The organism is Amycolatopsis jiangsuensis, assembly GCF_014204865.1.
GTDB classification, from domain to species: Bacteria; Actinomycetota; Actinomycetes; order Mycobacteriales; family Pseudonocardiaceae; genus Amycolatopsis; species Amycolatopsis jiangsuensis.
Map to the genome: position 1 here is coordinate 2,639,492 of NZ_JACHMG010000001.1, position 26,941 is coordinate 2,666,432.

The 26,941-nt window shown below is 71.6% G+C and carries 24 protein-coding genes; 11 read left to right on the forward strand and 13 right to left on the reverse strand.

The window, feature by feature from the left end:
• Positions 1-30: 30 nt before the first annotated feature.
• The gene (locus BJY18_RS11535; protein WP_184779968.1) at positions 31-1,614 is read right to left on the reverse strand and encodes an FAD-binding protein; all 1,584 of its coding nucleotides are present in this window, start codon (positions 1,612-1,614) and stop codon (positions 31-33) included.
• Positions 1,615-1,713: 99 nt separating this feature from the next.
• On the opposite strand from BJY18_RS11535, the gene kstD reads away from it, so the two are divergent.
• From kstD to BJY18_RS11565, 6 genes are read left to right on the forward strand one after another with little or no spacing between them, the layout of a single operon-like run.
• A complete protein-coding gene (gene kstD, locus BJY18_RS11540) occupies positions 1,714-3,393 on the forward strand; it encodes a 3-oxosteroid 1-dehydrogenase (protein ID WP_184779969.1) in 1,680 nt (559 codons plus the stop codon).
• Positions 3,390-4,577, forward strand: a complete 1,188-nt coding sequence (locus BJY18_RS11545; protein ID WP_184779970.1) for a 3-ketosteroid-9-alpha-monooxygenase, oxygenase component — start codon at positions 3,390-3,392, stop codon at positions 4,575-4,577. The genes kstD and BJY18_RS11545 overlap by 4 nt, the downstream gene beginning before the upstream one ends.
• Positions 4,574-4,858, forward strand: coding sequence for a hypothetical protein (locus BJY18_RS11550; RefSeq protein WP_312873819.1), 285 nt, complete (start codon positions 4,574-4,576; stop codon positions 4,856-4,858). Before BJY18_RS11545 ends, BJY18_RS11550 begins: the two co-directional genes overlap by 4 nt.
• On the forward strand, positions 4,851-5,882 hold the full coding sequence (locus tag BJY18_RS11555; protein ID WP_184779971.1) for a ferredoxin--NADP reductase: 1,032 nt from the start codon (positions 4,851-4,853) through the stop codon (positions 5,880-5,882). Before BJY18_RS11550 ends, BJY18_RS11555 begins: the two co-directional genes overlap by 8 nt.
• A gap of 9 nt (positions 5,883-5,891) precedes the next feature.
• Positions 5,892-6,752, forward strand: coding sequence for an enoyl-CoA hydratase ChsH3 (gene chsH3 / locus BJY18_RS11560; RefSeq protein WP_184779972.1), 861 nt, complete (start codon positions 5,892-5,894; stop codon positions 6,750-6,752).
• 27 nt (positions 6,753-6,779) lie between these two features.
• Positions 6,780-7,238, forward strand: coding sequence for a riboflavin kinase (locus BJY18_RS11565; protein WP_184779973.1), 459 nt, complete (start codon positions 6,780-6,782; stop codon positions 7,236-7,238).
• A 4-nt stretch (positions 7,239-7,242) separates the two neighbouring features.
• On the opposite strand, the gene BJY18_RS11570 is transcribed toward BJY18_RS11565, so the two are convergent.
• The 6 genes from BJY18_RS11570 to BJY18_RS11595 form a co-directional block, all read right to left on the reverse strand.
• Entirely contained in the window at positions 7,243-7,791 is a 549-nt protein-coding gene (locus BJY18_RS11570; protein WP_312874097.1) for a DUF5134 domain-containing protein, read from the reverse strand.
• Positions 7,792-7,957: 166 nt separating this feature from the next.
• Complete coding sequence (locus BJY18_RS11575; RefSeq protein ID WP_184779975.1) at positions 7,958-9,127, reverse strand: lipid-transfer protein; 1,170 nt, start codon at positions 9,125-9,127, stop codon at positions 7,958-7,960.
• A complete protein-coding gene (locus BJY18_RS11580) occupies positions 9,124-9,522 on the reverse strand; it encodes a MaoC family dehydratase (RefSeq protein WP_184779976.1) in 399 nt (132 codons plus the stop codon). Before BJY18_RS11580 ends, BJY18_RS11575 begins: the two co-directional genes overlap by 4 nt.
• Positions 9,519-10,427: a bifunctional MaoC family dehydratase N-terminal/OB-fold nucleic acid binding domain-containing protein gene (locus tag BJY18_RS11585; RefSeq protein WP_184779977.1), complete on the reverse strand. Its 909-nt coding sequence runs from the start codon at positions 10,425-10,427 to the stop codon at positions 9,519-9,521. The genes BJY18_RS11580 and BJY18_RS11585 overlap by 4 nt, the downstream gene beginning before the upstream one ends.
• On the reverse strand, positions 10,424-11,596 hold the full coding sequence (locus BJY18_RS11590) for an acyl-CoA dehydrogenase family protein (protein WP_184784566.1): 1,173 nt from the start codon (positions 11,594-11,596) through the stop codon (positions 10,424-10,426). The genes BJY18_RS11585 and BJY18_RS11590 overlap by 4 nt, the downstream gene beginning before the upstream one ends.
• A 2-nt stretch (positions 11,597-11,598) precedes the next feature.
• Entirely contained in the window at positions 11,599-12,666 is a 1,068-nt protein-coding gene (locus BJY18_RS11595; RefSeq protein WP_184779978.1) for an acyl-CoA dehydrogenase family protein, read from the reverse strand.
• 139 nt (positions 12,667-12,805) lie between these two features.
• Here BJY18_RS11595 and BJY18_RS11600 point away from each other — a divergent pair, with 139 nt between their 5' ends.
• Entirely contained in the window at positions 12,806-13,756 is a 951-nt protein-coding gene (locus BJY18_RS11600; protein ID WP_184779979.1) for an alpha/beta fold hydrolase, read from the forward strand.
• Here BJY18_RS11600 and BJY18_RS11605 read toward each other — a convergent pair.
• The 3 genes from BJY18_RS11605 to BJY18_RS11615 form a co-directional block, all read right to left on the reverse strand.
• Positions 13,753-14,265 carry a trypco2 family protein gene (locus BJY18_RS11605; RefSeq protein ID WP_184779980.1) on the reverse strand — a complete coding sequence of 171 codons (513 nt, stop codon included), beginning with the start codon at positions 14,263-14,265 and terminating at the stop codon, positions 13,753-13,755. The genes BJY18_RS11600 and BJY18_RS11605 overlap by 4 nt on opposite strands.
• A gap of 17 nt (positions 14,266-14,282) precedes the next feature.
• A complete protein-coding gene (locus BJY18_RS11610) occupies positions 14,283-16,391 on the reverse strand; it encodes a CHAT domain-containing protein (protein ID WP_184779981.1) in 2,109 nt (702 codons plus the stop codon).
• An 82-nt stretch (positions 16,392-16,473) separates the two neighbouring features.
• Complete coding sequence (locus tag BJY18_RS11615; RefSeq protein WP_184779982.1) at positions 16,474-17,865, reverse strand: WS/DGAT/MGAT family O-acyltransferase; 1,392 nt, start codon at positions 17,863-17,865, stop codon at positions 16,474-16,476.
• Positions 17,866-17,923: 58 nt separating this feature from the next.
• Between BJY18_RS11615 and BJY18_RS11620 the strand changes: the two genes are divergently transcribed.
• Positions 17,924-19,198 carry an alpha/beta hydrolase gene (locus BJY18_RS11620; protein WP_184779983.1) on the forward strand — a complete coding sequence of 425 codons (1,275 nt, stop codon included), beginning with the start codon at positions 17,924-17,926 and terminating at the stop codon, positions 19,196-19,198.
• Here the strand turns inward: BJY18_RS11620 and folE are convergent.
• Entirely contained in the window at positions 19,162-19,755 is a 594-nt protein-coding gene (gene folE, locus BJY18_RS11625) for a GTP cyclohydrolase I FolE (protein WP_184779984.1), read from the reverse strand. The genes BJY18_RS11620 and folE overlap by 37 nt on opposite strands.
• Before the next feature lie 130 nt (positions 19,756-19,885).
• Here folE and BJY18_RS11630 point away from each other — a divergent pair, with 130 nt between their 5' ends.
• Complete coding sequence (locus BJY18_RS11630; RefSeq protein ID WP_184779985.1) at positions 19,886-20,575, forward strand: helix-turn-helix transcriptional regulator; 690 nt, start codon at positions 19,886-19,888, stop codon at positions 20,573-20,575.
• 324 nt (positions 20,576-20,899) lie between these two features.
• Here BJY18_RS11630 and BJY18_RS11635 read toward each other — a convergent pair whose 3' ends face one another.
• Both BJY18_RS11635 and BJY18_RS11640 read right to left on the reverse strand, forming a co-directional pair.
• Positions 20,900-22,042 carry an SWIM zinc finger family protein gene (locus BJY18_RS11635; RefSeq protein WP_184779986.1) on the reverse strand — a complete coding sequence of 381 codons (1,143 nt, stop codon included), beginning with the start codon at positions 22,040-22,042 and terminating at the stop codon, positions 20,900-20,902.
• Entirely contained in the window at positions 22,042-24,774 is a 2,733-nt protein-coding gene (locus BJY18_RS11640) for an SCO1167/SCO6262 family helicase (RefSeq protein ID WP_512699128.1), read from the reverse strand. The genes BJY18_RS11635 and BJY18_RS11640 overlap by 1 nt, the downstream gene beginning before the upstream one ends.
• 449 nt (positions 24,775-25,223) lie before the next feature.
• On the opposite strand from BJY18_RS11640, the gene BJY18_RS11645 reads away from it, so the two are divergent.
• Both BJY18_RS11645 and BJY18_RS11650 read left to right on the forward strand, forming a co-directional pair.
• Complete coding sequence (locus BJY18_RS11645) at positions 25,224-26,300, forward strand: lipase family alpha/beta hydrolase (protein ID WP_184779987.1); 1,077 nt, start codon at positions 25,224-25,226, stop codon at positions 26,298-26,300.
• Positions 26,297-26,875: a TetR/AcrR family transcriptional regulator gene (locus BJY18_RS11650; RefSeq protein WP_184779988.1), complete on the forward strand. Its 579-nt coding sequence runs from the start codon at positions 26,297-26,299 to the stop codon at positions 26,873-26,875. The genes BJY18_RS11645 and BJY18_RS11650 overlap by 4 nt, the downstream gene beginning before the upstream one ends.
• Positions 26,876-26,941 lie beyond the last annotated feature (66 nt).

Consider the following 26,941-nt stretch of genomic DNA (forward strand, 5'->3'; position numbering starts at 1 on the left):
GGCCGTCCTCTCTCGCTCGACCATTCAAGACTAGAACACGTTCTCGTTTTTGTCGACGGAGCCCGCCGGCTTGGCCGCGTGCAGTCCCGCTCTACGACCGGAAAACACGCAGTCGGCCAGCGACAGGCCGCTCACATAGGACCTGGAACAGATTCCCACCGCGGTCCGGCCGGCGGCGTAAAGACCCCGGGTGCCCTCGACCGCGCCGGTGTCCTCGTCGACCACGAGTCCGCCGAGGGTGATCATCGGGCACGGATACCCCAGGTTCGGTTTCACCGACACGTCGATCAGGGAGTACGGCGGCGTGTCCAGCGGGCGCGCGAACTCGGCCGGCTTGCCCACCGGGTCCGGACCCTGCCGGTACTGCGCGTACGTGGCGACGAGGCCATCCGGGTCGACGCCCGCCTTCCGGGCCACCTCCTCCAGCGTTCGCCCCGAGACCCGGCCCGGGCCGAGCAGGTAGCGCAGCTGCAGGGCTGCGAACCACTGTCCCTGCCGACGGCCCTCGCGACGGGCCTCGGTGACGATCGGCGCGTCCACCAGCAGCCAGCCGCGGCCGCCGTGTCCGGTGATCATCCGCTCACCCACCGCGGCGCCGTACCGGGATTCGTCGATGATCCGGCGGCCGTCGGCGTCCACGAGCAGTCCGCCGAGGAACGCCGCCGGCGGCGTCAGGAAACGCCACGCCGAGATACGGTCCAGTTCCGCCGCGCGGCCGCCTGCCGCCAGGCCGAGCCGCAGGCCGGAACCGTCGTCCGCGGACGTGCCGAGCGCCAGCCCGCCCCGGTAGGCCGGCGCGTGCTCGCGGACCAGCTCGCGGTTCGCGATGAACCCGCCTGCCGCCAGCACCACCGCACCTGCGGTGATCCGCAGCTCAGTGGCGTGTTTCTGTTCGATCCGGGTGACCCGCCGGTGCAGCGAACGACGCAGCTGGGGCAGGTAGATGCCCGGTTTCGCCGACCACGACGACAGGCGTGCGTGCCGGGCGCGAGCCCAGCCCGGGGCGGACCGCAGACTCGAGGCCAGCACCCCGGTCACCGCGCCGTCGGCGTTCCGGACGAGATCGGTCACCCGCGTCTGCGGCAGCATCCGGACGCCTCGGGCACGGGCCGTGGCGAGCAGGCGTTCCATCAGCAGCTTTCCTGACGTTCCCGGGCCCTTCACGCGATGCCCGCGCGGCGCCGGCTTCGCCACGTCGCGGAATCCACCGGAGGCCTCACTGCCGGAGTAGTAGAGGTAGTGCTTGTTGCTGGGATAGGACGTCTTGTATCCGCACAAACTGCCCTCGAACGGCACGCCTTGCCGTTCCAGCCAGGCAATCATGCCGACGCTCTCTTCGCAGAACCGCCGCAACGTCCGCTCCGACACCACGTCACCGGCTTCCATCCGCAGGTACGCATGCATCGCGTCGACACTGTCCTCGACGCCCGCGGCGCTCTGCTGCGGTGTCCCACCCCCCGCGTAGACCACGCCTCCACTCACCCGGCTCGCCCCGCCGCCGGCGAACCGGTCGACGAGCAGCACCTCCGCGCCCGCGTCCGCCGCCTCGATGGCCGCGCACGCGCCGGCCGCGCCGGCTCCGATGATCACGACGTCCGCCCCGAGCTCGTCCATGCTCACCACCCTAGAACTGAAACACGTTCTCGTCTATGGTGGCTGAAGTGGCCGCGAGCAGGCCTGCAGTAGTCGATAACACGTTGCATGTGAGGTGGCATGGCGTACGAGTACGACGTGGTGGTGGCCGGCAGCGGCGCCGCCGGGATGACCGCCGCGCTCGCCGCCGCGCATCGCGGCCTGTCCGTGGTGGTCCTGGAGAAGGCGGTCTGCTTCGGCGGTTCGACCGCGCGCTCCGGCGGCGGCGTCTGGCTGCCCGGCAATCCCGCGCTGCGTGCCGCGGGCATCGACGAACCACCGGAGCGCGCCCGCGAGTACCTGGCGGCCATCGTCGGCGACGTGGTCCCGGAGGAGCGGCGCAGCGCGTTCCTCGACCACGGGCCCGAGGTCCTGGAGTTCGTCACGAGGCACACGCCGCTGGAATTCCGCTGGGTGCCCGGCTACAGCGACTACCACCCGGAGGCGCCCGGCGGCCGGCCCGGCGGGCGGTCCGTGGAGCCGAGGCCGCTCGACGGCAAGCTCCTCGGCGCCGACCTCACCCGGCTTGAACCGCCCTACAGCGCGTCGCCGCTCGGGGTGCCGATCACCCAGTCGGACTACCGCTGGCTGAGCCTGATCGCCCGGCATCCGCGCGGCCTCGCCCGCGTCGTTTCGCTGGGGACGAAGTGGCTGCTCGGGCGGTTGCGCGGACAGCAGCCGCTGGCCATGGGCCAGGCGCTGGCCGCCGGGTTGCGGATCGGCCTGCGCGGGGCCGGTGTGGAGGTGCTGCTGAACACCGCGTTGCTCGATCTGCACACGGAGAACGAAGAGGTCACCGGCGTACTGGCGCGACGGGAAGGCGCCGAGACGCTGTTCCGCGCGCGCCGCGGCGTCATCCTCGCCTGTGGCGGCTTCGAGCACAACGAGGAGATGCGCACCAAGTATCAGCGCACGCCGATCGGCACCGAGTGGACCGTGGGCGCGGTCGCGAACACCGGCGACGGCATCAACGCCGGGCTCAAGCTCGGCGCGGCCACCGACCTGATGGACGACGCGTGGTGGGGACCGTCGTTCCCGCTCACCGGCGGTCCGTGGTTCGCACTCGCCGAACGGTCGCGGCCTGGCTGCCTGATCGTCGACTCCGGCGCGCAACGGTTCGTGAACGAGTCCGCGCCCTACGTCGAAGCCGTGCACGCGATGTACGGCGAGGGCGACGGCCCGGCCGAGCACCTGCCCGCGTGGCTGGTGTTCGACCAGCGCTACCGCGACCGCTACCTGTTCACCGGCCTCGGACCACGCCAGCCGCTGCCCGGCCGTTGGTACAAATCCGGCGTGGTCACCAAATCCTCGACGCTGACCGGGCTGGCCGAGCGCATCGGACTGGACGCGGGCGCGCTGGAACGCACCGTCGAACGGTTCAACGGCTTCGCCCGCGCCGGCGTCGACGAGGATTTCCAGCGCGGCGCCAGCGCCTACGACCACTACTACGGCGACCCCCGCCAGAAACCCAGCCCCAGCCTGGGCGAGCTCACGAAACCGCCGTTCTACGCGGTCAAGATCGTACCGGGTGACCTGGGCACCAAGGGCGGGCTCTGCACCGACGAGCACGCCAGAGTGCTGCGCGAGGACGGATCCGTCGTACCCGGACTGTACGCCGCGGGGAACACCAGCGCCGCCGTGATGGGCCGCACCTACGCCGGTCCCGGCGCGACCATCGGCCCGGCGATGGTCTTCGGCTACCTTGCGGCACGAGCGCTGGCGAACGAAGATCGGACGACCGGCACGGGAGGCAACCAGTGACCCCACAAGCGCAGACGCCGACGAAACAGGGCTCCGAGGCCGTCCGCACGATCGACGCCGGTACGCCGCCGGCGCGGTTCGCACGCGGCTGGCACTGCCTCGGGCTGGCGGAGTCCTTCCGCGACGGGAAACCGCACGCGATCCAGGCCTTCGGCACGAAACTCGTGGTGTTCGCGGATTCCGCCGGGAAACTCAACGTGCTCGACGGGTACTGCCGGCACATGGGCGGCGACCTCACCCAGGGTTCGGTCAAGGGCGACGAGGTGGCCTGCCCGTTCCACGACTGGCGCTGGAGCGGCAGCGGAAAATGCGTGTCGATCCCCTACGCCAAGCGGGTTCCGCTGCGCGCCCGCACCCGGGCATGGCACGTGCTGGAGGAGAACAAGCAGCTGCTCGTCTGGCACGACCCGGAAGGCAATCCGCCGCCCGAGGACATCGTGATCCCGCGGGTGGAGGGCGCGTTCAGCGACGAATGGAGCAACTGGACCTGGGACTCCATCCTGATCGAGAACGCGAACTGCCGCGAGATCATCGACAACGTGGTCGACATGGCGCACTTCTTCTACATCCACTACGCCTTCCCGACCTACTTCAAGAACGTGTTCGAGGGCCACATCGCCACCCAGTACCTCAACACGAAGGGCCGCCCGGACATGGGCATGGCCTCCAACTACGGCGGCGAGGAGAACCTGCTGCGCTCGGAGGCCTCCTACTTCGGCCCGGCTTACATGATCAACTGGCTGGTGAACTCCTTCCAGGGCTTCGAGATCGAGAACGTGCTGATCAACTGCCACTATCCGGTCAGCCCGACCTCGTTCGTGCTGCAGTGGGGCATCATGGTCAAGAAGATGCCCGGGGTCTCCGACGAGCACGCGGACAAGATCGCCGCGAAACTGGCCAAGGGCATCGGCGTCGGTTTCCTGCAGGACGTGGAGATCTGGAAGAACAAGACCAAGATCGACAATCCGCTGCTGTGCGAGGAGGATGGCCCGGTCTACCAGTTGCGTCGCTGGTACGACCAGTTCTACGTGGACGCCGCGGACGTCACCGAGGACATGACCCGGCGGTTCGAGTTCGAGGTCGACACCACGAAGGCGAACGAGGTCTGGGCCGCCGAGGTGCAGGAGAACCTGGCCCGCCAGCGCGAGGAGGCCGAAGCGAGCGCCGAAGAGGCCGGGGTGTGACGGCGGTGGGATCCCCCTCGTCCGAGGTCACCGAGTTCCTCACCGCCGGGCTGCGGCCGCACGAATGCCGCAGCTGCGGGACGTGTGTGCTGGTCAAGAAGAACAGCCTGAAGCACACCAGCATCCAGTGGACCACCGACGCGGCCCGCAGCTGCCCGGTCTTCGCGGCCCATGCGGCGGGCGGCGGCCGCACCGCGTTGCTGGACACCTGCGAGAAGCTGTCCGCGAGCATCGACGAGGCCGTGCGGGACGGCGTTCTCCGGACGGTGCAGGATGAGTGAGGTGTTCACACTCACCGTCGCCGAAGTGATCGAGGAAACCGCCGACGCCCGGTCCGTCGTCTTCATCGTGCCGGACGAGCACGCGCAGCGCTTCGCCTACGCTCCCGGCCAGTTCCTCACGTTGCGGATTCCCAGTGACCGCACCGGTTCGGTCGCGCGGTGCTACTCGCTTTCGAGTGCACCGCACGAGGGCAAGGTGCAGGTCACCGTCAAACGCACCGCCGAAGGCTACGGGTCGAACTGGGTGTGCGACCAGCTGGCCGAGGGGCAGACGATCGAGGTGCTGCGCCCGTCCGGAGTGTTCAGCCCTGCATCGCTGGACGAGGACTTCCTGCTGGTCGCCGCGGGCAGCGGGATCACCCCGGTGATGTCGATCCTCAAATCGGCGCTGGAACACGGGCGTGGTCACGTGGTACTCGTGTACGCCAACCGTGACGAGCAATCGGTGATCTTCGCGCGGGAACTCCAGACGCTGGCCGGGAAGTTCGGCGATCGGCTCACCGTCGTGCACTGGCTGGAGAGCTTGCAAGGCCTGCCCACGGCCGCGGCGCTGCGGGCGCTCGCCGCACCGCATCACGACCACGAGGCTTTCCTGTGTGGTCCGGCGCCGTTCATGGCCGCCGCGCAGGAGGCGTTGCGCGAGCTGGAAGTTCCACGCGAGCGCGTGCACGTGGAGAAGTTCCATTCGCTCACCGGCAATCCCTTCGAGGACCCCGAAGCTCCGGCCCCGGAGGAGGAAGCCGGTGGCGAGACCACCGCGCTCACGGTGACGCTCGACGGCGAGACCCGGCAGATCACGTGGCCACGCGGGCGGAAGCTGCTCGACCACCTGCTCGCCGAGGGCTTCGACGCACCGTATTCCTGCCGCGAGGGCCAGTGCAGTGCGTGCGCTTGCCGCCTCGTCTCGGGCGAGGTCAAAATGCTGAACAACGAGGTGCTGGACGCCGAGGACATCGCCGAGGGGATCGTGCTGGGCTGCCAGTCGCTGCCGCTGACCGACGAGGTGTCGGTCAGCTACGAGTGAGGAGAGCCCGTGCCCATCGACCCCGCGGCCGCGATCGGCGCCGATCTCGGCGAACTGCGGTTCGCCTGGACCCGCTCCGACGTGCTGCTCTACCACCTGGCCCTCGGAGCCGGTGCCGACCCGCTCGACGAGCGGGAGCTGCGCTACACCTACGAGCGGGGCCTGCGGGTGCTGCCGACGTTCGCCACCGTCGCGGCGAACCTGCGCACCTTCACCCCGCCCGCGGTCAAGTTCCCCGGGGTGGACATCGATCTGGCGAAGGTGCTGCACGGCAAACAGGAGGTGCGGGTGCACCGGCCGCTTCCGGCCGAGGGCAAGGCGATCGCCCGGACCCGGCTGGTGGACGTGTTCGACAAGGGCAAGGCCGCGGTGCTGGTCCAGGAGACCGAGGTCGCCGACGAGCAGGGCGATCCACTGTGGACGGCCCGGTCGAGCATCTTCGCCCGCGGCGAAGGCGGGTTCGGTGGCGAACGAGGGCCGTCCGACCGCATCGTCTGGCCCGAACGTGCGCCGGACGCGGTGATCGAGGTGCCGACGCTGCCGCAGCAGGCGCTGCTCTACCGCCTGTGCGGGGACCTCAACCCGCTGCACGCCGATCCGGAGTTCGCCCGCAGCGCCGGGTTCGACCGGCCGATCCTGCACGGCCTGTGCACTTACGGTGTGGTCGCGAAGGCAGTGGTCGACGCTTTCCTCGACGGAGACCCGGAACGTGTCTCACTGTTCGGGACCAGGTTCGCCGGCGTCGTGTTCCCCGGCGAGCGGCTGCGCGTGCGCGTGTGGCGTGAGGACGAAAGGCTGCTGGTCACCGCCACCGCACCGGAACGGGACGACGCGGCTGTGCTGTCGGACACAGTGCTCGTGCCCCGGTGACCCCGCCGCGCGTATTACGGTGTCCACATGGCGGACGAGAGTTACTTCGTGGTGCGCGGCCGGGTGGAGCCAGGCGACCAGCGCGGCCGCGAGCTGGGCTTTCCCACGGCCAATATCGCCCTGCGTGACCAGCGCGGCGAACTCGGCGACGGCGTGTGGGCAGGCTGGGTGGAGCGTCCGGACGGCACACGCGTAGCCGCCGCCGTGTCCGTGGGCCGCCGTCCCACCTACTACGGCGCCGACGGGTACCGGCTGGTCGAGGCTTTCCTGCTCGACTTCGCCGGCGACCTGTACGGCGAATCGCTCACGGTGTGGCTGGGCCGGCACCTGCGCGAGCAGAAGGCCTACGGCTCCGCCGAAGAGCTGATCGAGGCGCTGGCCCGCGACGTCGAGACCACTCGCGGCTGGGTTGCCGAGCACCCGGCAGCCACGCTGCCCTCGCTCAGCGCGCCCCCGCCGGACGGCGAAGTCCTCCGCGTCGGCTGACGCCTCACACCGCGGCCAGCAGCAGGTATCCCATGCCGGCCCCCATCGCGGACCGGCAGAGCGTGCGGGACGCGTGTCCGGGTGGCACTTCCGTACCTCGCAACCGCAGCGCCACCACGCCGGAACGGACAGCGTCGGCGATGAAGTAGGCGGCGAACACCGCCACCACCGGCCAGGCCAGCGCGGAGTCCATTGCGGACAGCGTGAGCCAGGGCCCGCCGTGGTGTGCCATCGCGCTCACCATGTAGAGCATGGCGACCGCGGACACCGCGTGATGGGCACCGGCGACCGGCTGACCGGAGCGGCGGGCACGCCACCAGGAGACGGCGAACCAACCGGCGGTGAGGCCGAGCATCGCCTGCCAGCCGGCCGCCGGGATCGGCGCGCCGACCGGTGAAAGCATGGCCACCATCGCAACCACGAGCAGCAGTTCGGCCAGATCACCGTGGCGGACACCGCGCCCGAGGTGCACGTAGTCGAGCCGGGCCAGGCGCAGGACGCACGGCAGTACGAGCAGCGCGCACAGCACGGTGAGCAGCCAGGCCAGCGGCACGTTCACCGCGGACCGCGCGACGCAGGAGCTGGCAACATCCTCGGCACCTCACTCCCGGGCACGGGCACAGTGGCTTCCACCGTGTCAGCAGCCACGAGCGCGCGCCAGCCAGCAATGAGGTGAAACTCGTTGCGCCACAGGGGTTACCACAGCGCGTACGACTGGCTCAGTGCCTGGTCAGCACGAGACCGCTGGTCGGGACACCGGTGCCCGCGGTGACCAGTGCGGTCGCCGCGTCCGCGACCTGGTTCGCCGCGGTTCCGCGCAGCTGCCGCACTGCTTCCGCGATCCCGTTCACACCGTGGATGTAGGCCTCTCCGAGCTGCCCGCCGTGCGGGTTCAGCGGCAGCTTCCCCGTCAGCGTCAGCGTGTCGCCGGCGATGAAGTCCTTCGCCTCGCCACGCCCGCAGAACCCGAGTTCCTCCAGCTGCATCAGCACATACGGGGTGAAGTGGTCGTACAGCACCGCCACGTCCACATCGGAGGGAGCCAGCCCGGACTGCGCCCACAGCTGGCGTCCCACCACCCCCATCTCCGGCAGCGCGGCGAGGTCGTCCCGGTAGTAGCTGGTCATCACGTACTGGTCCGGACCACTGCCCTGCGCCGCCGCGGCGACGGTCACCGGCGGCTGCCGCAGGTCCCGGGCCCGCTCCAGGCTCGTGATGACGAGCGCGACCCCGCCGTCGCTTTCCTGGCAGCAGTCGAGCAGATGCAGGGGTTCGGCGACCCAACGCGAGGCCTGGTGCTCCTCGAGCGTGATCGGGCGGCCGTGGAACCACGCCTTCGGGTTGGTGGCCGCGTGCGCCCGGTCGACCACCGCGATCCGGCCGAAGTCCTCGCTAGTCGCGCCGTACTCGTACAGGTAGCGGCGGGCGACCATGGCCACGGTCGCGGCCGGGGTCGCGATCCCCATCGGATAGTGGAAGGCGTTGTCCACGCCTGAGGAGTTCACCTGCTGCGCCGCGGCCGCCTGCACGCGGCCGAAGCGCTGGCCGGAGCGTTCGTTGAACGCCCGGTAGGCAACCACCACGTCGGCGACTCCGGCCGCCACCGCGAGCGCGGCCTGCTGCACGGTCGCCGCCGCCGCTCCGCCGCCGTAGTGCACCCGGCTGAAGAAGGTCAGCTCCGGTATGCCCAGCTCGCGGGCGAGCGCGATCTCCGCGTTGCCGTCCATGGTGAACGAGACCAGTCCGTCCACATCGGACGGGCTCAGTCCGGCGTCGGCGAGCGCGTGGCTCACGCATTCCGCGGCCAGCCGCAGCTCGCTCCGTCCGGAGTCCTTGGAGAACTCGGTGGCCCCGATCCCGGCGATCGCCGTGGTTCCGCTGAACGTCACGAGTCCCCCTCCGGCAGGGTCACCGAAACAGTGCCGCCGATGTGCTCTCCCAGACTGTCCACGGCGGACACCGCCAGCTCCAGGTCGGCGCCGTCCCGAGCGGTGACCCGGCCGGTGAAGGTGAGCGTGTCGTAGGCGTAGCAAGGGACGCCGAGGCGGATCTTGATCGAACGCACCAGCGCCTCCGGCCCGGCCCACTCGCTCACGAACCGCTGCACGAGCCCGGTGTCGGTGAGGATGTTGAGGAAGATGTCCTTCGACCCGCGCGCCACCGCGGCGTCCCGGTCGTGGTGCACGTCCTGGAAGTCCCGGGTCGCCAGCGCGGTGCTGATGATCATCGTCGGAGTCGCCTCGATCACCATCGGCGGCAGTTCCGTCCCGACCGTGACCGTCATCGCGCCACCTCCCAGGCCGGCAGGGTCAGCTCGTCGTCGATCCGCACGAACGCCGCCCGCACCGCGAGTCCCACATGCACCTCGTCCGGTTCCACGTCCAGCAGCTCGGCCATCATCCGCACCCCTTCCTCCAGCTCGACCAGCGCGACCACGAACGGCAGCCGCTTGCCCGGGACCGGCGGATGGTGGTGCGCGACGTAGCTGTAGACCGTGCCGCGGCCACTCGCCACGACGTGGTCGGCCACCGCGTCCAGCGCACCGTCCGGCGGCATCGGCCCAGGCGGATGCCGAAGGACCTCACCCCAGCGCTGGATGCGCAGCTCGCCCTCGCGCAGGCCTTCCCAGAAGAACGCGGTCTCCGGGCTGATCACCGGACGCAGGACCGGCGCCGGCGGTGGTTCCGCTTCGCGGGGCCGGAACTTCAGGATGCGGAACAGCATGTCCGCCACCAGTTCGGATCCGGCGTACCAGTTCAGCCGGGTGGTGACGAACCACCCCTCGCCGAGCCCGGTGCGTTTCGGGCCGGTCACGTCCTCGAGCTCGGTGGTGATCGAAACTTCTTCACCCGCACGCAGATAGCGGTGGTAGGTCTGCTCGGAGTTCGTCGCGACCACCGAGGTGTAGCCGGCCTCGTCGAGCACGGCCATGATCGCGCTCATCGGATCGTCGTCCGCCCGGGTGCCGTGCAGCCCGGCCATGGTCCACACCTGTGCCATCGCGGGCGGCGCGACAAGTCCTTTGTGGACACTGCGCGCGGCGTACTCCGGATCGGTGTAGACCGGGTTGGCGTCGCCGATCGCCTCCACCCAGCTGTTGACCATGGCCTGGTTGACCGGATCGCGGCCCGGCCGCGGCGAGCACTCCCCCGCCGCGGCGATCTTCGCGGCGGCCTCCTCGATCGTCATCGCGGCACCCTCGGCAATCCCAGCCCGGCGGAGGCGATGAGTTCCCGCTGGATCTCGCTGACGCCCCCGCCGAAGGTCAGCACCAGGTTCCGCTTCGCCAGCACGTCGAGCCATTCGGCCAGCTCCGCGGTGTCCGGATCGGCCGGGTCACCGTGGCGCGCCACGAGCTCCTCCAGCAGCCGCCCGATCCGCTGGATGCGCTCCGAGGCGAACACCTTGGTGGCCGACGCGTCCGCGACCGCGACCGGACCGGCCGACGCGGACGCCGCGACCTGCCAGTTGAGCAGCTCGTTCACCCGGGCCACGGCGAACGTCTCGGCCAGCACGGCGCGCACGTCCGGCAGATCGAGCAACCCCGCGCCGTCCGGGGTGCGCCGGGCCGCCGCCCATGCCCACACCCGGTCGTGCAGGCCGCCGATCCGGCCGGCCGGGCCGAGCATCACGCGCTCGTGGTTGAGCTGCGTGGTGATCAGCCGCCAGCCCTGGTTCTCCTCGCCGACCAGCAGGTCGGCCGGGACCCGCACGTTCTCGTAGAAGGTGGCGTTCACGTGGTGCGCGCCGTCGCAGGTGATGATCGGCGTCCACGAGAAGCCCGGGTCCGTGGTGTCGACGATGAGGATCGAGATCCCCTTGTGCTTCGGCGCGTCCGGCGCGGTGCGCACGGCGAGCCACACGTAGTCAGCGTCGTGCGCACCGGTGGTGAAGATCTTCTGGCCGTTGACCACGTACTCGTCGCCCTCACGGACCGCGCGGGTGCGCAGTGAGGCGAGGTCGGTGCCCGCCTCGGGTTCGGTGTAGCCGATCGCGAAATGCACCTCGCCGGCCAGGATCTTCGGCAGGAAGCGGGCTTTCTGCTCCTCGGTGCCGAACGCCTGCAGCGTGGGCCCGACCGTCTGCAGGGTCACCGAAGGCAGCTGGACGTCGGCGCGGGCCGCTTCGTCCACGAAGATGTGCTGCTCGATCTCGCCGAACCCGCCGCCGCCGTACTCCTTCGGCCAGCCGACGCCGAGTTTGCCGTCCCGGCCCATCCGGCGCACCAGCTCGCGGTAGACCGGCCCGTGCCGTTCCCGCAGCAGCGCCCGGCGTTCCTCCGGGGTCAGCAGCCCGGCGAAGTACTCCCGCAGCTGCGCCCGAAGTTCCTGCTGCGCGGCCGTCAGTTCGATGTGCATGCTCATCCCGCCACTCGTTCGCCCAGCCGGCCGAGCCGGTGTGCCGCGCCCCCGACCGCGTGGCCGAGGTCCTTCACCGCCGAGGAGTACCGGTGCAGCGGATAACTGCGGTCGACCCCGACCCCGCCGTGCAGGTGATGGCAGATCGCCAGTGCGGACGGGGTTTCCTGGGCGAGCCAGTACGCCGCCACCTCGAGTTCGGCGTCCGCGTTCAGTCCCGCCGCCAGCCGCCACACCGCGGAGACCGTGGCGAGGTGCACGGTCCGCGAAGCCACGTAGACATCGGCGATCTGCTGTGCCACCGCCTGGAATCCGGCCAGGGGACGCCCGAACTGCGTGCGTTCCCCGACGTAGCGGGACGTCAGTGCCAGCGCCCCCGCGAGCAGTCCGTCGCCCCACGCGAGCGCACCCGCCAGCGCGAGCCGGTGCAGCGTCGCCACGGCGTGCCCGGGTGTGCGGTCACGCAGGAAGTCGCTGTCGTCGATGCGTACCCGGTCGAACCGCACGGTGTACTCCGGAGTGCCGCCGGCGTTGTGCGTAGGCAGCACCTCGACCCCCTCGGCGCGCGGACGGACGAGCGCGACCCCGATCCCGCCGGGCAACGCCACCGGGGTCAGGATCCGCGCCGACTCCGCGGCGTAGGGCACGTGGGTCTTCACCCCGGTCAGCTCCCAGACCCCGGCGGAGGCCGTCCCCCTGGTGGCGGGAAGCGTGGTCAGCGGCGCGGACGGTTCGTGCAGCGCGGCGGTCAGCAGGCTTTCCCCGGCCGCTGCCGGCGGCAGGAGTTCCGCACGCTGACTCGGCGTGCCCAGCGCCTCCACCGGCAGGATGCCGAGCGCGAGCACCGCGTACGCGGGCACGGCAGCGGCCGCCCTGCCCACTTCGGTCAGCACCGGTGCGACCTCGGCGACCCCGAGCCCGTCGCCGCCGAGGTCCGCGGGCAGCGCCAGGGTGAGCAGGCCCGCGTCGGCCAGCGCCCGCCACTGCTGCGCCGGTTCGTCGCTCTTGGCCAGCACCCGCGCACCGAGCGCGGTGATCTCGGCCTGCGTATCGTCAGGGGTGAAGTCCACGCCGATCTCCCTCCCGCACAAAGTGGAACACGTTCTAGTCTTAGCCGGAACGAGCGGGATCGGCAACCCCCGGCGGCTTCGGCAACCGGGTACTCGAAAGGCTGATCGGGCGACCGGCGGAGAGGAGCGGCACACCGAAGTGGGTGCGGAACAGGTTCTCAAAGGCGCGCTGAGCGACGTCGGCTGGCAGGCCACCCGCAAGCTCGCCACGATCCCGTCCACCGCCGGGGTGCCCGACCCCGAGCCGCTGTCGCTGCCCGGGCGCGGGCAGACCGTGGTGGTCGACATCGGCCCGCGGCACGCGCCGACGATCATCCTGCTGCATTCGGTGGCCACCACCGGGCTGCTCACCTGGTACCCGTCGGTGGAGCGGCTGGCGGTGAACTACCGCGTGGTGGTGTTCGACCAGCGCTGGCACGGCCAGGGCATCCGCTCGCACGAGTTCAGCCTGACCGACTGCGCCGACGACGTGGTGGCGGTCGCCGACGCGCTGGGCATCGACCGGTTCCTGGTCGCCGGCTACTCGATGGGCGGGATGATCGGCCAGCTCACCGCGTACCGGGCGCCGGAGCGGGTGAGCGGGCTGGTGCTGTGCGCCACCGCCAGCAACTTCCGCCGCGGCATCCGCCAGCGGATCGCGCTCGACGTGTTCGGCCGCACCCTCCAGGTGCTGCGCGACCAGGCGAAGATCGGCCTGGTCCCCGGCGAACCGCGCCGGGAACGGCTCGCCCGCCTGGAGGATCACCGCTGGGCACTGCGTGAGTTCCGGTCCACCAGTCCGTGGGCGATCGCGGTCGCGCTGGACGAGATCGGCCGGTTCGACTCCACGCCGTGGCTGCACACCCTGGACGTGCCCGCCGCGGTCGTGGTGACCACCCGCGACGGCTTCATCGCCCCGGCCCACCAGCGCACGCTGGCCCGCCGCGTCGCGGGCGCGGCGACCTACGACGTTCCGGCCGGGCACACCGCGTGCGTGTTCGCCTCGGGCCAGTTCGTGCCCGCGCTGATGGCGGCCTGCACGTCCGTGCAAGCGGCGATCGCCGACCTCGACGGCGAGGAAGCGGTCGAACCGGAGGCCGGAACCGCCTAGCCCCCGGTGGGGGCGACGGTGATCTTGAGCTTGTGCGTCAGCTCGTCCTTGCTCGCGGCATCGAGGCCCAGGGAGATCGACCCTTCCTCGGTGAGCGCGAACGAGAGTTCCACGGTGCTTTCCTTCAGCAGGAACGGATTTTCCCCACCGCCGGCGTCCGCCACCACCTGCACGACGGTGTCGATCGCGTCCACCAGTACCTGGTCGACGGCGCCGGCGCGGATTTCGTGTGCGGGCGCGAGATCGGGTGGTACCAGGATGATGTCGATCGTGTGGGCGTCCGCCGTGCTGATCGTGGTGCCGAGCTTGACGTTCATGCCGAGGAACGGGATCTTGAACTCGACCTTCGCGCCGGAGCCTGCCGTGGCGACCGCGTGAAGCGTCAGCTGGACGGCGGTGACCCGCACGCGCCGGTCGGCGTCCGCGGCGGAGATCCCGGCGTCACGCACTGCCGTTTTGACCGCGTCCACCAGGCTGCTCACCGGTACCCCGGTCGCGGTGACGTGCATGCTCGTCCTCTCGGTGCTCAGCCACCCGGGGGCCGAAACGCTCTCGCTTCGGGGTCGCCGTAGGCGGTGTAGGCCAGCCAGGTGGGGTCGGGATCATCGCGGACGGCCGCCTGGCGCGCCCATCCGAGCGCGTTGCCGAGTGTCTCGCCGCCGCGCAGAACGTCGTAGAACGTCTCGGCGAACACCCGGGCGCTTTCGCTGCGCACCGGCCACAACGTCCCGATGAACGCTCCCGCACCGGCCGCCATGAACTGCTGGGCCCAGCCGGTCATCCGGCTGAACTCCGGTGCGTTGCCCGCCGTGCGGCAGGCGTTGAGGAACACCAGCGGCCGGTACCCGGCAAGGCTCTGCCGAACGGTGGCGCTGTTGAGCAGCCCCGGCACGAACGGGCCGCCGGTCATCGCGATGGAGACGCCGTCCTCCGGGGTGAACGTGGTGTGGCAGGCGAAATGCAGGCCGCCGCCGTGACCGGCGGAGAGGAGGTCGAGCAGTGCGTCCAGCTCGCTGACCGGCGTGCCGGGGCCGAGGACCCGGCTGAGCGCGTCGAGTTCCCGCTGCGCGTCGGCGGGCGCCCGCGCCGAGACCACGTAGGTGCACGGGGTCACGGTGAGCCGGTCGTTGCGTGCCTGGCCGAACACCCGGCGCGTCACCGGGAACTGCTCCACCAGGAAGCCGGCGTCCGCGCCGGGACGCAGCGGATACAGCAGTTCCCACGGCACCACGTCGAAGTCGGTGGCGATGGAGAACGCGGAGATGTCGTCGCGGATCTGCCAGAACTGTTCCTTGAGGACGTGCGGCACCATCGCCTGCCACAGCCCGACCCCGGTCTCGGCCATCCAGCGCCGCGCCGTGTTCCCTTGGTACGGGCCGCGGCCCTGTGCGAGCTGCTTCAGCGTCGTGATCGCCCGTTCGATGGCCGCGCTCGCGTCACCGGCCGTGCCCTGGGCGAGCACCGGCTCGAAAAGGCAGGCATCGGACAGCAACTGGAACACCGTCTGCCCGCCGACCGACCGGACCTGCAACGTCACTTCGCCACGGCGTGCCCGGACGTCGTCGGGCAGCGCGAACCCGGACCACTGCGGCTGCCCGGCTGGACCATTCGGCTCCACCGAGACCTGAGCCTCGAGCTCGGCGAGGAAGGTACCGCCGGCGAAGGCCGTCACCCGCACCCCGTGCAGGCCGGGCTGCACGGTGCGGAACGCGAACCGCACCGGCTCCGACTCCCCGGACTGCGGCACCTTGAGGCGCTGTTCCGGTGCGCCGAGCGGAACGAGGCCCGGCGAAGGCTGCACGAACACGGAGATTTCAGTGCCACCGCCCGGAACGAACAGCCGCGCGAGCGACGCGGCGGCGGACCAGCGCGACGGATCGGCCGCGACGCGGACGAGCAGGCTGATCTCACCACCCAGCCCGGCACGGTGCGGCAGGCCGGCGACGAGGTAACGGGAGTCGCCGCCCGGAGCGGGCCGGCGGCTCTCCGGCTGCGGCGGACTCGGCCGGAACGAATCGGCGACGACAGGCTCCCGCGGCCGGGCACGGCGACGGCGGACCTTGCGACGCCTGCCCCGAGCGCTGCCCGGCACGGGGACGCGGGAGCCGTTGAAGTGGTTGCCCCAGTCCGGTGGTGGGGTGTCCGGCTCCGGCTGTGGACTGTCCTGCCACGGCGATGGGCTGCCCGAGCCGGGCGGCTGGCTGCCCTGCGACGGCGGTGCGGCACCCCGGTCCGGCGGTGGACTGCCCCAAGGAAGTTCCTGCTGTTCGCCGTAGCTTGCCTGGGACGGGCCAGGCTGCTGGCCGCAGCCGCCCGGTGGTTGCGCGGGGACGTCGGCACTCGAGCCCAGGACGTCACCGGGTGCGTCCGCGTCGGAACGGCTCCACAGCCGGTCCAGCTCGGCTGCCGCCCGGCGCGCACGGTCCGGATCGGCCGTGCCGAGCCACCCCAGGGCCACGAGCACGGATTCCCGTGCGGCCGCCGAATCCGGCTGCCGGTCGAACGCCGCGATAGCATCGCGCACCGCCGGGTCTGCGGTCACCAGTGCTTCCAGCGCGGCGAAGTCCGGGTCGCCGCGGCCGGCGAGATCCGCGCGCAACCGCAGGTACCGCTCGGCATACCGGGTATCCAGCATCCAGCCCCCAAGCCCCGCCAGTGACCAGCTCAGTGTCGCCCACCCATACCTGCGACGCCAGTAGCGCGCCCGGCGGGCACTGTCAGGCGGGGGCGGCTTTGCGCAGCTCGGTCAGCGCCTCCGGCAGGGCCTCGGCCAGCGGCCACAGGTCTTTCACCAGTTCCTTGGCGCCGAGCAGGCCGACCCCGACCGTGCCGTCGTAGGACAGGACCGTGACGTTCAGGCCGGCACCGTGGAAGACCGGACCGAGCGGGAAGAGGCCGGTGACCCGCGCGCCCAGCAGGTACAGCGGCACCGGCGGGCCGGGCACGTTCGAGATGATCAGGTTGTGCACCACCGGATGCCGTTCGGCCAGGCGCAGCGCGGAGTACGCGCGCACGCCGAGCCCGAACACCGACGCCGGGGAGAACTGCGCCCAGTCGGCGAGCATGTCGGCGTTGATGTCGTAGTGGTGGTCCTTCGCCAGCCGGTTCGCCTCGGCCAGGAAGAACACCCGCGCCGCCGGATCGGGCAGGTGCGTGGGCAGCGACGCGAAGAACGCGGACACCTGGTTGCTGCCGTGGTCGCGTTCGGTCCGTCCGTGCACCGACACCGGCACGGTGCCCACCAGCGGATCCTCCGGCAGCTCGCCGCGGCCGAGCAGGAACTGCCGCAGCGCACCGGAGACCAGCGCCAGCACCACGTCGTTCACCGTCACGCCGAACGCGTTCTTCACCCGTTTGGCCTCGGCCAGGTCCAGCTGCGCGAAGGCGACCGTGCGATGCGCGGTGATGGTGCCGTTGAGCGAGGTGCGCGGCGCGGTGAACGGCACCGGCATGCCCTTGCCCCGCACCGTCCGGCCCACCCACCGCGGAACCAGCTCGAGCAGTTCGGGCAGCAGCCGGGCGACCTCCTTCGGACGCTGCAGCAGCACGTCGGCGCTGTCGCGCAGCATCCGCAGCCGGGTGGGCAGGCCGGCGTTGCCGTGGGCGTCGGGGATCTCCGGCAGCGGGGCGTCCGGTTCGAACCCGGCCAGGTAGGTGATCAGGCTGGCGCCGCCGACCCCGTCGACGCTCGCGTGGTGCATTTTGATCAGCACCGCGACCCGGCCGCCGGGAAGGCCCTCGATCACGTAGCACTGCCACAGCGGATGCGCGCGGTCGAGGCGCTGGCCGGCGATGTGCGCGCACAGCTCGGCCAGCTCGCGGTCGTCGCCCGGTGCGGGCAGCCCGACCCGGTGCAGGTGGTTGTCCAGGTCGAAGTCCTCGTCCTCGACCCACACCGGGTGGCTGAGGTTCCAGAGCGGATTGTGCAGTTTGCGGCGGAACGCCGGGATCATCGCCACCCGGTCCGCGAGCCGGCGCTTGAACTCCGGGAAGGAGTACCCGCCGGGCATCGTGGCACCGTCGAGCGTGAGCAGCCCGCACACGTGCAGCAGCTGCGATGGGGTCTCCAGGTACAGGAAACTCGCGTCCAGCCCGCTCAGTCTCTGCATGCTGCCAGGGTATTCCAGAACCGCGGCGGCGGTGCCCCGCGGAGGTAGCATCGAGCAGGTGAAACCGGACTTCCTCACCCGGCGCGCAGCGCAGCTCGGCCTCACCGCGCTGGCACTGCGGCCGCCGAAAGCACGCCGGACCTCGATCCCGGTGTTCTTCGCCGGATGGCTCGCCGGCGAGCTCGCCCCGCACCTGCTCGCGCTCACCGCGGCGGACACCGCGCAGCACCTGGCCCGCCGGGGGCTCCGCGGCCGCGGAGACCGGGCGGGGCTGGCGCTCGCCGCGCTGTCCGCGGCCGGACTCGGCTCGGTGATCGCGACGGCGCAGCGCGCGCGGGGCGAGGTCGAATCGGCGCTCACCGAGGTACTCGGCCCGGACTACACGGCGCAGCTGGCGCATCCGCCCAGCCCGCGCGACCTGGCCACGCCGTGGGGGCAGATCGCGATGCCGTTCCGCGGCCGCGACCCGGAGGTCGCGCGCGACCGGAACATCGCCTACGCCCCTGGCGGCAAACGCTTTCTGCTGGACGTCTTCCGCCCGCGTGAGCCGGTGCGCGACGCCCCGGTGCTGCTGCAGATCCACGGCGGCGCGTGGACGATCGGCAACAAGGAGGAGCAGGGCCAGCCGCTGATGCGGCATCTGGCCCGCCGCGGCTGGGTGTGCGTGGCGATCAACTATCCGCTCGCCCCCGCGCACCGCTGGCCCGCGCACATCGTGGCGGCCAAGCAGGCGCTCGCCTGGATCCGGGAGCACATCGCGGACTACGGCGGCGACCCCCGGTTCGTCGCGGTCACCGGCGGTTCGGCGGGCGGGCACCTCGCCGCGCTGCTGGCGCTGAGCCAGAACGATCCGGCACTGCAGCCCGGGTTCGCCGAGGCGGACACGAGCGTGCAGGCCTGCGTGCCGCACTACGGCGTGTACGACATCGCGGCCAGCAGCGGCACCGAGGACAGCCGGTACCGCCTGGAAGGCCTTCTCGCGAAGCGCGTGTTCGAACCGGACCGGGATCCGCGCACCCACCTCGACGATTATCGCGCCGCGTCCCCGATGGACCGGGTGTCCGAGGAGGCTCCGCCGTTCTTCGTGATCCACGGCCGGGACGATTCACTCGTGCCGGTGGCCGAGGCACGCGAGTTCGTGCGGCGGCTGCGCGAGAAGTCGCCGAAGGTGGTGGCGTACGCGGAGCTGGCCGGCGCCCAGCACGCGTTCGACGTCTTCCCATCCATCCGCAGTGCCCACGTGGTGCGGGGTGTCGAGCGGTTCCTCGAGCACACCTACCGCGCGTGGGCCTCAGGTCAGGAGTTGACGCCGGCGAGCGCGAAGAACTCCTGACGGGAGCGGGCGTCGCGGCGGAGCGTGCCGAGCAGCGCCGAGGTGACCGTGGAGGACCCGGTCGCCTGCACCCCGCGCAGCGTCATGCAGGTGTGCTCGGCCTCGATCACCACGCCGACACCCTTGGGCGAGAGCTGGTCGGAAAGCCAGCCCGCGACCTGCTTGGTCAGCCGCTCCTGCACCTGCGGGCGGCAGGCGAAGTGCTCGACGATGCGGGCGAGCTTGGACAGTCCGAGGATGCGTTCGCCCGGCAGGTAGCCCACGTGCGCGACGCCGGTGAACGGCAGCAGGTGGTGCTCGCAGACCGAGCGCACCGGGATGCTGCGGGCCAGCACGAGTTCGTCGTAGCCCTCGTCGTTGGGGAACGTGGTGAGGTCGAACGAGCGCGGGGTGAACAGCTCGGCGTAGGCCCGGGCCATCCGCCCCGGGGTGCCCTGCAGGCTCTCCGAGTCGAGGCTGACGCCCAGCGCGCGGAGGAAGTCCCCGGCCGCCCGTTCGGCGGCGGCGAGGTCGAGACCGGGATCGGGTTCGTGGACGACGCGAAGTGCGGACTGCATGGGCGATCCTCGGGGCTCGACGGGTTTCGCCTGGAAATTTTGGTCTTATCCGGTGACGGAGTCAATGTGACCAGGTGAACATCCCGGGTGCTGGGCTTCGACAACGCCGCTGGGCGTTATCGTGGCTCGAGTGACGAGTGAGCGTGCGACGATCAGCGCGGTGGCGGCCCTGGACGAGGACCTGCGCCACGGGATGTACGCGTTCATCCGCGGAGCGCACCACCCGGTGACGCGCGAGGAGGCGGCCGCGGCGGTGGGCATCTCGCGGAAGCTCGCGGCCTTCCACCTGGACAAGCTGGTGACCGCCGGCCTGCTGCGGGCCCGCTACGAGACAGCGGGCAAGGTGGGTCGCGCACCGAAGGTCTACGAACCCACGCCGACCGACTTTTCCATCACCATCCCGCCCCGCCGCCCGGACGTGCTGAGCGCCATCCTGATCGACGCCGTGGTGTCGGCCACTCCTTCGGAGTCGGCCAAGGATGCCGCGTTGCGCACGGCGGCGCAGCACGGCGAGGAAGCCGGCGCGGCGGAACGCGCCCGTACCCGTCCCGGCAGGCTCGGCGCGGAACGCGGCCTCACCCTGGCAGGCGAGGTCCTGGCCCGGCACGGCTTCGAACCGAGCCGGGAGACGCCGGTGTGCCTGCGGCTGCGGAACTGCCCGTTCCATCCGCTGGCCGCCCGGGCCCCGGACCTCGTGTGCGGCCTGACGCGGAACTTCCTGACCGGGGTACTCGGTGGATTGGCCGTACCCGGGGTCGCGACAGCCGCGGTCCCGCCCCCGGCCGGGGGCTGCTGCGTCGAACTGCGCGGCACGAACTGAACACTGCCGGAGTGGCGGCCGCGGCCACCGGTCTCAGGTCCGGCCACTGCACGGCGAGAAGCAGGATCAGCGAGATGCCCACCCGGAACGCGAGCGTCGACTGCCCGACGAGGACACCGGTCAGCACGCCGCCGTCACCAGCCCGGCCACGGCGGAGGAGCCGGATCCCGCTCGCCGGCTGGACCTACCCGTGCCGCGGCGACCGTCCACAGTGGTCGCTCACCGGGCTCGCTCAGATTCTGGAACCGCACGCCCGGCGACGACGGTCGAGCGGCTGTCGCGGATCGGGACAAGGCTCCTGACCACCGGCCGTACTTCCCGGGGTCAGGACGCCGGATACGCCAGCTCCACCGGTCGCTCCGCGGACGGGCCGTCCAGCCACCACCCGCCGGCCGTGCGGACGAAGCGGTACCACCGGTGGTCGCGTCCGTACCGGAGCTGCAGGGGGCCGGCCGTCACGCGGTTGCGCCAGACCCGCGTCTCCCCCAGCTCCGCGAGATCCGCGCGGGCCTGCGCCAGCGGACCCGGCCCGGGCGTCCACGGTTCGCGCAGGGCGGCCAGGCCGCCGCGGCCCGCCTCGCGCCATGCGTGGGCCCAGGCGGTCAGGTCGGCGGGCGCGATTCCGGCCGCGGCGGCCAGTTCCGGGATCGCGGCGGACGGGCGGGCGGCACGGCGGGCCAGGTCTTCCTCGAAGGTGAGATCGGCCGGCACGCCGCGCAGCATTTCCCACGCCAGCGACGCCGCGTCGGCGGCCAGCGTGGTGAGCCCGGCGGACGTCCAGCCGGTCCGGGCGGGCGGGTCGAGGTCCAGCACCGCCGGCGGGCCGGGCTCGTCCGGCACCACCGGCCGAGGCGGCACCGCGGCGACCCGACGGGCGTAGGCCTTCTTCGGGGTCAGCCCGGGATCCGGCGGGCGGGCCGGCTTCGTCACCCCCGGCGCGCGCAGTTCCCGCAGGCGGGACAGGACCTCCTCGCGCGGGCGGCCGTGGAGGGTGAACAGCACGAACGGATCGGCGTCGACCGCGTCGGCGACCAGGTAGTACACGGCGGCCACGTGTTTGCACGGGTTCGCCGAATCCGGGCAGGAACACCGTGGCCGCAGATCTCCCGGGCCGGGCAGCAGGTCGGCGCCCGCCTCGCGGGACTGCGCGGCCAGCTCCTCGGGCAGCTCCCCGTCGAGCAGCGCCGCGGCATGCCCCATCCGTCGGCCCGCGACGTCGAGCAGCGTGTCCCATTCCCGCGGGGAGAACTCCCGCATCCGGATCGTGACGCGGTAAGGCTCCGGCCGGCTTCCGCGTACCCGCGCGGTGATCTTCCCGGGCGCGACTTCCAGCTGCCGCACGGTGTCCTTACGCGCGTACGTGCGCCCGTGCGGCAACCGGTTCGGGTCCAGCCGCGCGCGCTGCTCCAGCGCCTCCACCCACGCCCGGCCCCACCACGTGCGGCCGAACGTCCTCCGGGGCGGCATCAGCCACCGAGCCGCACGAGGTCGGCGAGCTGATCGTCGGACAGCTCGGTGATCCAGTCCTCCCCGGCGCCGACCACCGCTTCGGCCAGCCCGCGCTTGCCCTCCAGCACCGCGGCGACGCGTTCCTCGAGGGTGCCCTCCGCGATCAGCCGGTGCACCTGCACCGGCCGGTCCTGCCCGATCCGGTACGCGCGGTCGGTGGCCTGGTCCTCCACCGCCGGGTTCCACCAGCGGTCGTAGTGGATCACGTGCGTGGCCCGGGTGAGGTTCAGCCCGACACCGCCCGCCTTGAGCGACAACAGGAACACCGGCGTCTCACCGGACTGGAACGCGGCCACCAGCTCGTCGCGCCGCTTCGGCCCCACTTGGCCGGACAGCAGCGCGACCGGCAGCCCGCGCTCGGCGAGCCGCCGCTCCAGCAGCCGGCACAGCTGCACGTACTGGCTGAACACCAGCACGCTCTCGCCCTCGTCGAGGATCACGTCGAGCAGTTCCTCGAACGCGGCGAGCTTGCCCGAACGTCCACTGAGGACTCCGCCGCTCTCCTTGAGGAACTGCGCCGGATGGTTGCAGATCTGCTTCAGTTCGGTGAGCAGCTTGAGCACCTGACCGCGCCGCTGCACCCCCTGGGATTCCCGGATCTGCGCCAGGTTCTCCCGCACCACCGCCTCGTACAGCGTGGTCTGCTCGGCGGTGAGCGGGACGAACCGGTCGGTCTCGGTCTTGCGCGGCAGCTCCGGCGCGATGTCCGGATCGGTTTTCCGGCGGCGCAACAGGAACGGGCGCACGGTGGCGGCGAGCCGGCCGGTGACCACGGAGTCGCGATCGCGTTCGATCGGCCGCGCGACGGTGCGCCGGAACTTCTCCAGTGTGCCGAGCAGCCCGGGAGTCGTCCAGTCCAGCAGCGCCCACAGCTCGGTGAGCCGGTTCTCCACCGGCGTGCCGGTGAGCGCCACGCGTGCCGCGGCCGGCACCTTGCGCAGCTCTTTGGCCGTGGCGGACAACGGATTCTTCACGTGCTGCGCCTCGTCCGCGGCGACCAGACCCCAGTCCACTTCGGACAATGTCGCCCGATCGCGGCGGAGCACGCCGTAGGTGGCCAGCACCACCTCGTCGGCGGCGAGGTCCTCGAGATGCCGCCCGCCGCCGTGGAACCGGCGGACCGGCACGCCCGGCGCGAACCGGGCGAACTCGCGTTCCCAGTTGCCCAGCAGCGAGGTCGGGCACAGGACCAGGGTGGGCCCCGCGCCGGTCCGGCGCCGGTGCAGATGCAGGGCGATGAGCTGGATCGTCTTGCCCAGCCCCATGTCGTCGGCCAGGCAGGCACCCAGCCCGAGCCCGGTCATGGTGGCCAGCCAGCCGAGCCCGGCCCGCTGGTAAGGCCGCAGCGTGGCGGCCAGGTCCGCGGGCGGGTCGACCGGCTCCGGATCGCGCTGCCGCAACCGGCTCACCAGGTCGGCAAGAGCGGGCTGCGCGGCGAATTCGACGGGTTCGCCCGCCACCTCCAGCTCTCCGGTGAGGGCCGCGGCGAGTGCTTCGGCACCGGTGAGCCGGGACCGGCGGGCCCGCATCCGCGCCAGCAGCGCGGGATCCAGCCGGACCCACTGCCCACGCAGACGCACCAGCGGACGCTTCGCCTCGGCGAGCGCGGCCACCTCGTCGTCGGTGAGCTCGGCGCCGCCGAGGCTGAGCCGCCAGCGGAACTCCAGCAGCCCGTTGAGCGGGAACGCCGGCCCGCTCTCACTCGCCGGCGCCTGCGTGGCACTGGCTTTCGCCCGGACTTCGCCGGCGAACAGGTCCTTCGGCCACAGCACCTCGATCCCGGCGGCACCCAGCCCGCGAGCGCCGTCGCCGAGCAGATCGACCACCTCGTCGTCGGACAGCGGCAGCTCGGCCGGGGCCGGCTCGGACAGTATCCGGCCGAGCGGTGGCCAGGCCCGTGCCCCGCGCCGGAGCCCGAGCAGCAGCTGCGTCTCCACCTGGTCGCCGAGGCGCTGCAGGACGGCTTCCGGGGCGTCCCACAACGCGGCCGCTTCGACGACGAGGCTCGGCTCCACAGTGGACCGCATGGCCAGCACCCCAGCGAAAGTGTCCGCGCGGCCCTCGATGCGCAACAGCAGCTGGGCGCCGTCCGGCCGGCGGGCCTCCAGCTCGGAGAGCCAGGCCGCACCCGCCGGATCCAGCAGCGTGGCCTGCGGTTCGGCGAACCCGGCGCCCCCGGCCCCGACCGCCGCCGCGGGACTGCGCACGAGCACGTCCGCGGCCGCGTCCCACACCGCGCGCACCAGCGATTCGGGCGAGTGCAACCGGATCCGCTTCACCCCGGACAGCGGCAGCGCATGCGCCTCCGGCGGCAACGCCGCGGCCAGCCCGTGCAGCAGCTCCTCGTCCGCCGCGTCGAGCGGGCCGACCCGCCAGGTGCCGAGCCCACTCGCCGTCGCCGCGGGCCGCAACCGCCCGCGCGCCACGAGATTCACGCCCGCGTTGACGACAGCCGACCACGCCTCGATCGCCGGACTGGCCTCATCCGGAACCACCAGCAGCCGCGGAATGGCCCGCGCGAGCGGCACGAGCCGCGCCGACACCTCGGTCCGCGCGAACTTGCCCGCCCCGGGCAGCACGAGCTGGATCGGGGTGTCCCCCTCGACCTCGTCGCCCCACAACGCCAGCACCCCGTCCCGCGGCGGATCCGAGGGCAGGTACGTCGCCTGGGTACGCATGCCGAACTCCACGAACAGCACGGTAGGCCACAGCACCGACAACCCAGCGCACCGGCCGGAGTGAAGCTCCCCTTCATGACTTCGGGCACGGAAGCTGTCAGGCCGCCTCGCGGACATGATCTGCGGGGAACAGACCGGGCATACGCGCGGAGTGGCGGAGTGAAGGAGGCCTTCATTTCATCTTCGCGGCATGAAGGCGACCTTCACCCCACCCGAGCGGCGCGAACGGAACCCCTCGGCGCAGCGGCGGCGAGACGTCTTGCCGACATGAGTGTCCCCTTCGCACCGTCGCCGCGGCGTGAACGTCCCCCTCACACCATCCCCCAGCACGGACGTCCCTTCACGTCGGGCAGCCAGGACCGTTCCGGGTGGCGGCGTGGCGGCACGCTTGCTCGATGCAACACTTCGTGCTTAAGTTGCATTCGCGTCGCGACGGGGCGGCGCTTGCCGGGAGGAACCGAATGCGCACACCACCGCGACGTCGTCTGTTCACCGTTGCCGCCGCTGTGTTTCTCGCGGGGGTCACCGTCATCGGCGGAGGAGCCGGAGGCAGTGAAGGCGCCGGCGGTGGCGCGGTGGCCGAAGCCGCCACTTCGGCCTACGCGCCGGTCGACCAGCCGGGACCGGCCTTGACGATTCCTCCCGCCGAGCTCGCGAAAAGCCTCCGGTGCACCGAAGGCGTCCGCGGCGCCACGCGGGAACCGGTGCTGCTCACCCCGGCGACCACGGTCGACAGCGACCAGAACTTCGGCTTCAACTACGAACCGTTGTTCCGGCAGCTCGGCATCCCCTACTGCACGTCGGACTCGCCGTCGGATCGCTACAACATGGGCGACATGCAGACCCGCGCGCAGTACGTCACCTACGGCATCCGCGAGATGCACCGGCTCGCCGGACGGCCGATCGCCATCATGGGACACAGCCAGGGCGGCATGATCATGCGCTGGTCGCTGCGCTTCTGGCCGGACACCCGGGACATGGTCGACGACGTGATCGGAATGGCGGGCACGAACCACGGCTCGGTGATCGTGCCGGCGCTGTGCGTCCCGAACTGCGCGGCGTCGCTGTGGCAGCAGCGCGCGAACTCCGACTTCACGAAGGCGCTCAACTCCGGCCAGGAGACCTTCCCCGGCATCAGCTACACCGAGATCTACTCCCGCACCGACGAGTTCGTGCAACCCAACCTCGACGACCACGGCACCTCATCGGTGCACGGCGGCGGTGGCGCCATCACGAACGTGGCGGTGCAGGACGTCTGCCCGCTCGCGGTGCCCGAGCACCTGCTGATCGGCACGCTGGACCCGGTCACGTCGGCGCTCGCCGTCGACGCGCTGTCCCACCCCGGCCCCGCGCAGCGCTCCCGGATCGGCACCTCGGTCTGCGGGCAGCTGCTGATGCCCGGCGCCGACCCGGTGGCCGGCCCGCTCGCGTTCACGGGAGTGACCACGCAGGTCGCGGCACAGCTGACGGTCGCGGCGCACCGGGTGCCGTCGGAACCGGCGCTGGCCTGCTACGTCACCGCGAGCTGCGCGGAATGACCAGGGCAGCCGCGTCCGGCACCCGCAAGCGGGCCGACCGCGAGGCCGCGCTCCGGCTGGCGCGCAAGACTTTCAACGCGCAACAGCGAGTGGAGGTCAACGACCTCGCCGCGGCACTGGGCGTCAACCGGGTGACCATCTACCGCTGGCTCGGCGACCGGGACGCCGTCCTCGCCGAAGTGATCTGGCGGCTCGGCGAGCAGACCGTGCACCAGGCCTACGCCGCGGTCGGCGGAATCGGCGGCAGGCGGATCGCGAACACCATGTCCACGTTCGTCCGGCACACGCTCGCACACGCCGGAATGCGCCACTTCCTCACGAACGAGACCGAGACCGCGTTGCGCGTGCTCACCCGCGGCGAGCAGACCTTCCAGCCACGACTCGTCGCACTGGTCGAGGACCTGCTCACCCGGGAACACGAGGCCGGCGCCCTGACCACCGGGGACCTCGGCCTGCACGACCTCGCCTACCTGTGCGTCCGGGTCGGCGAATCGTTCGTCTACACCGACGCGATCACCGGTGAGACCCCGGATCCGGACCGCGCCGAACGAGCGTTGCACTACCTGCTGCGCTGATCCGGATCAGCACGCCCACGGCAGCGACGCCGCGCCGGGCACACCGGCGGACATCACCGGTGCTTC

Coding starts and splice junctions, on each gene's coding strand:
- BJY18_RS11535 (WP_184779968.1), bottom strand. CDS start 1,614: ATGGACGAGCTCGGGGCGGACGTCGTGATCATCGGAGCCGGCGCGGCC.
- kstD (WP_184779969.1), top strand. CDS start 1,714: ATGGCGTACGAGTACGACGTGGTGGTGGCCGGCAGCGGCGCCGCCGGG.
- BJY18_RS11555 (WP_184779971.1), top strand. CDS start 4,851: ATGAGTGAGGTGTTCACACTCACCGTCGCCGAAGTGATCGAGGAAACC.
- BJY18_RS11565 (WP_184779973.1), top strand. CDS start 6,780: ATGGCGGACGAGAGTTACTTCGTGGTGCGCGGCCGGGTGGAGCCAGGC.
- BJY18_RS11580 (WP_184779976.1), bottom strand. CDS start 9,522: ATGACGGTCACGGTCGGGACGGAACTGCCGCCGATGGTGATCGAGGCG.
- BJY18_RS11585 (WP_184779977.1), bottom strand. CDS start 10,427: ATGACGATCGAGGAGGCCGCCGCGAAGATCGCCGCGGCGGGGGAGTGC.
- BJY18_RS11590 (WP_184784566.1), bottom strand. CDS start 11,596: ATGCACATCGAACTGACGGCCGCGCAGCAGGAACTTCGGGCGCAGCTG.
- BJY18_RS11605 (WP_184779980.1), bottom strand. CDS start 14,265: ATGCACGTCACCGCGACCGGGGTACCGGTGAGCAGCCTGGTGGACGCG.
- BJY18_RS11610 (WP_184779981.1), bottom strand. CDS start 16,391: ATGCTGGATACCCGGTATGCCGAGCGGTACCTGCGGTTGCGCGCGGAT.
- BJY18_RS11615 (WP_184779982.1), bottom strand. CDS start 17,865: ATGCAGAGACTGAGCGGGCTGGACGCGAGTTTCCTGTACCTGGAGACC.
- folE (WP_184779984.1), bottom strand. CDS start 19,755: ATGCAGTCCGCACTTCGCGTCGTCCACGAACCCGATCCCGGTCTCGAC.
- BJY18_RS11635 (WP_184779986.1), bottom strand. CDS start 22,042: ATGCCGCCCCGGAGGACGTTCGGCCGCACGTGGTGGGGCCGGGCGTGG.
- BJY18_RS11645 (WP_184779987.1), top strand. CDS start 25,224: ATGCGCACACCACCGCGACGTCGTCTGTTCACCGTTGCCGCCGCTGTG.
- BJY18_RS11650 (WP_184779988.1), top strand. CDS start 26,297: ATGACCAGGGCAGCCGCGTCCGGCACCCGCAAGCGGGCCGACCGCGAG.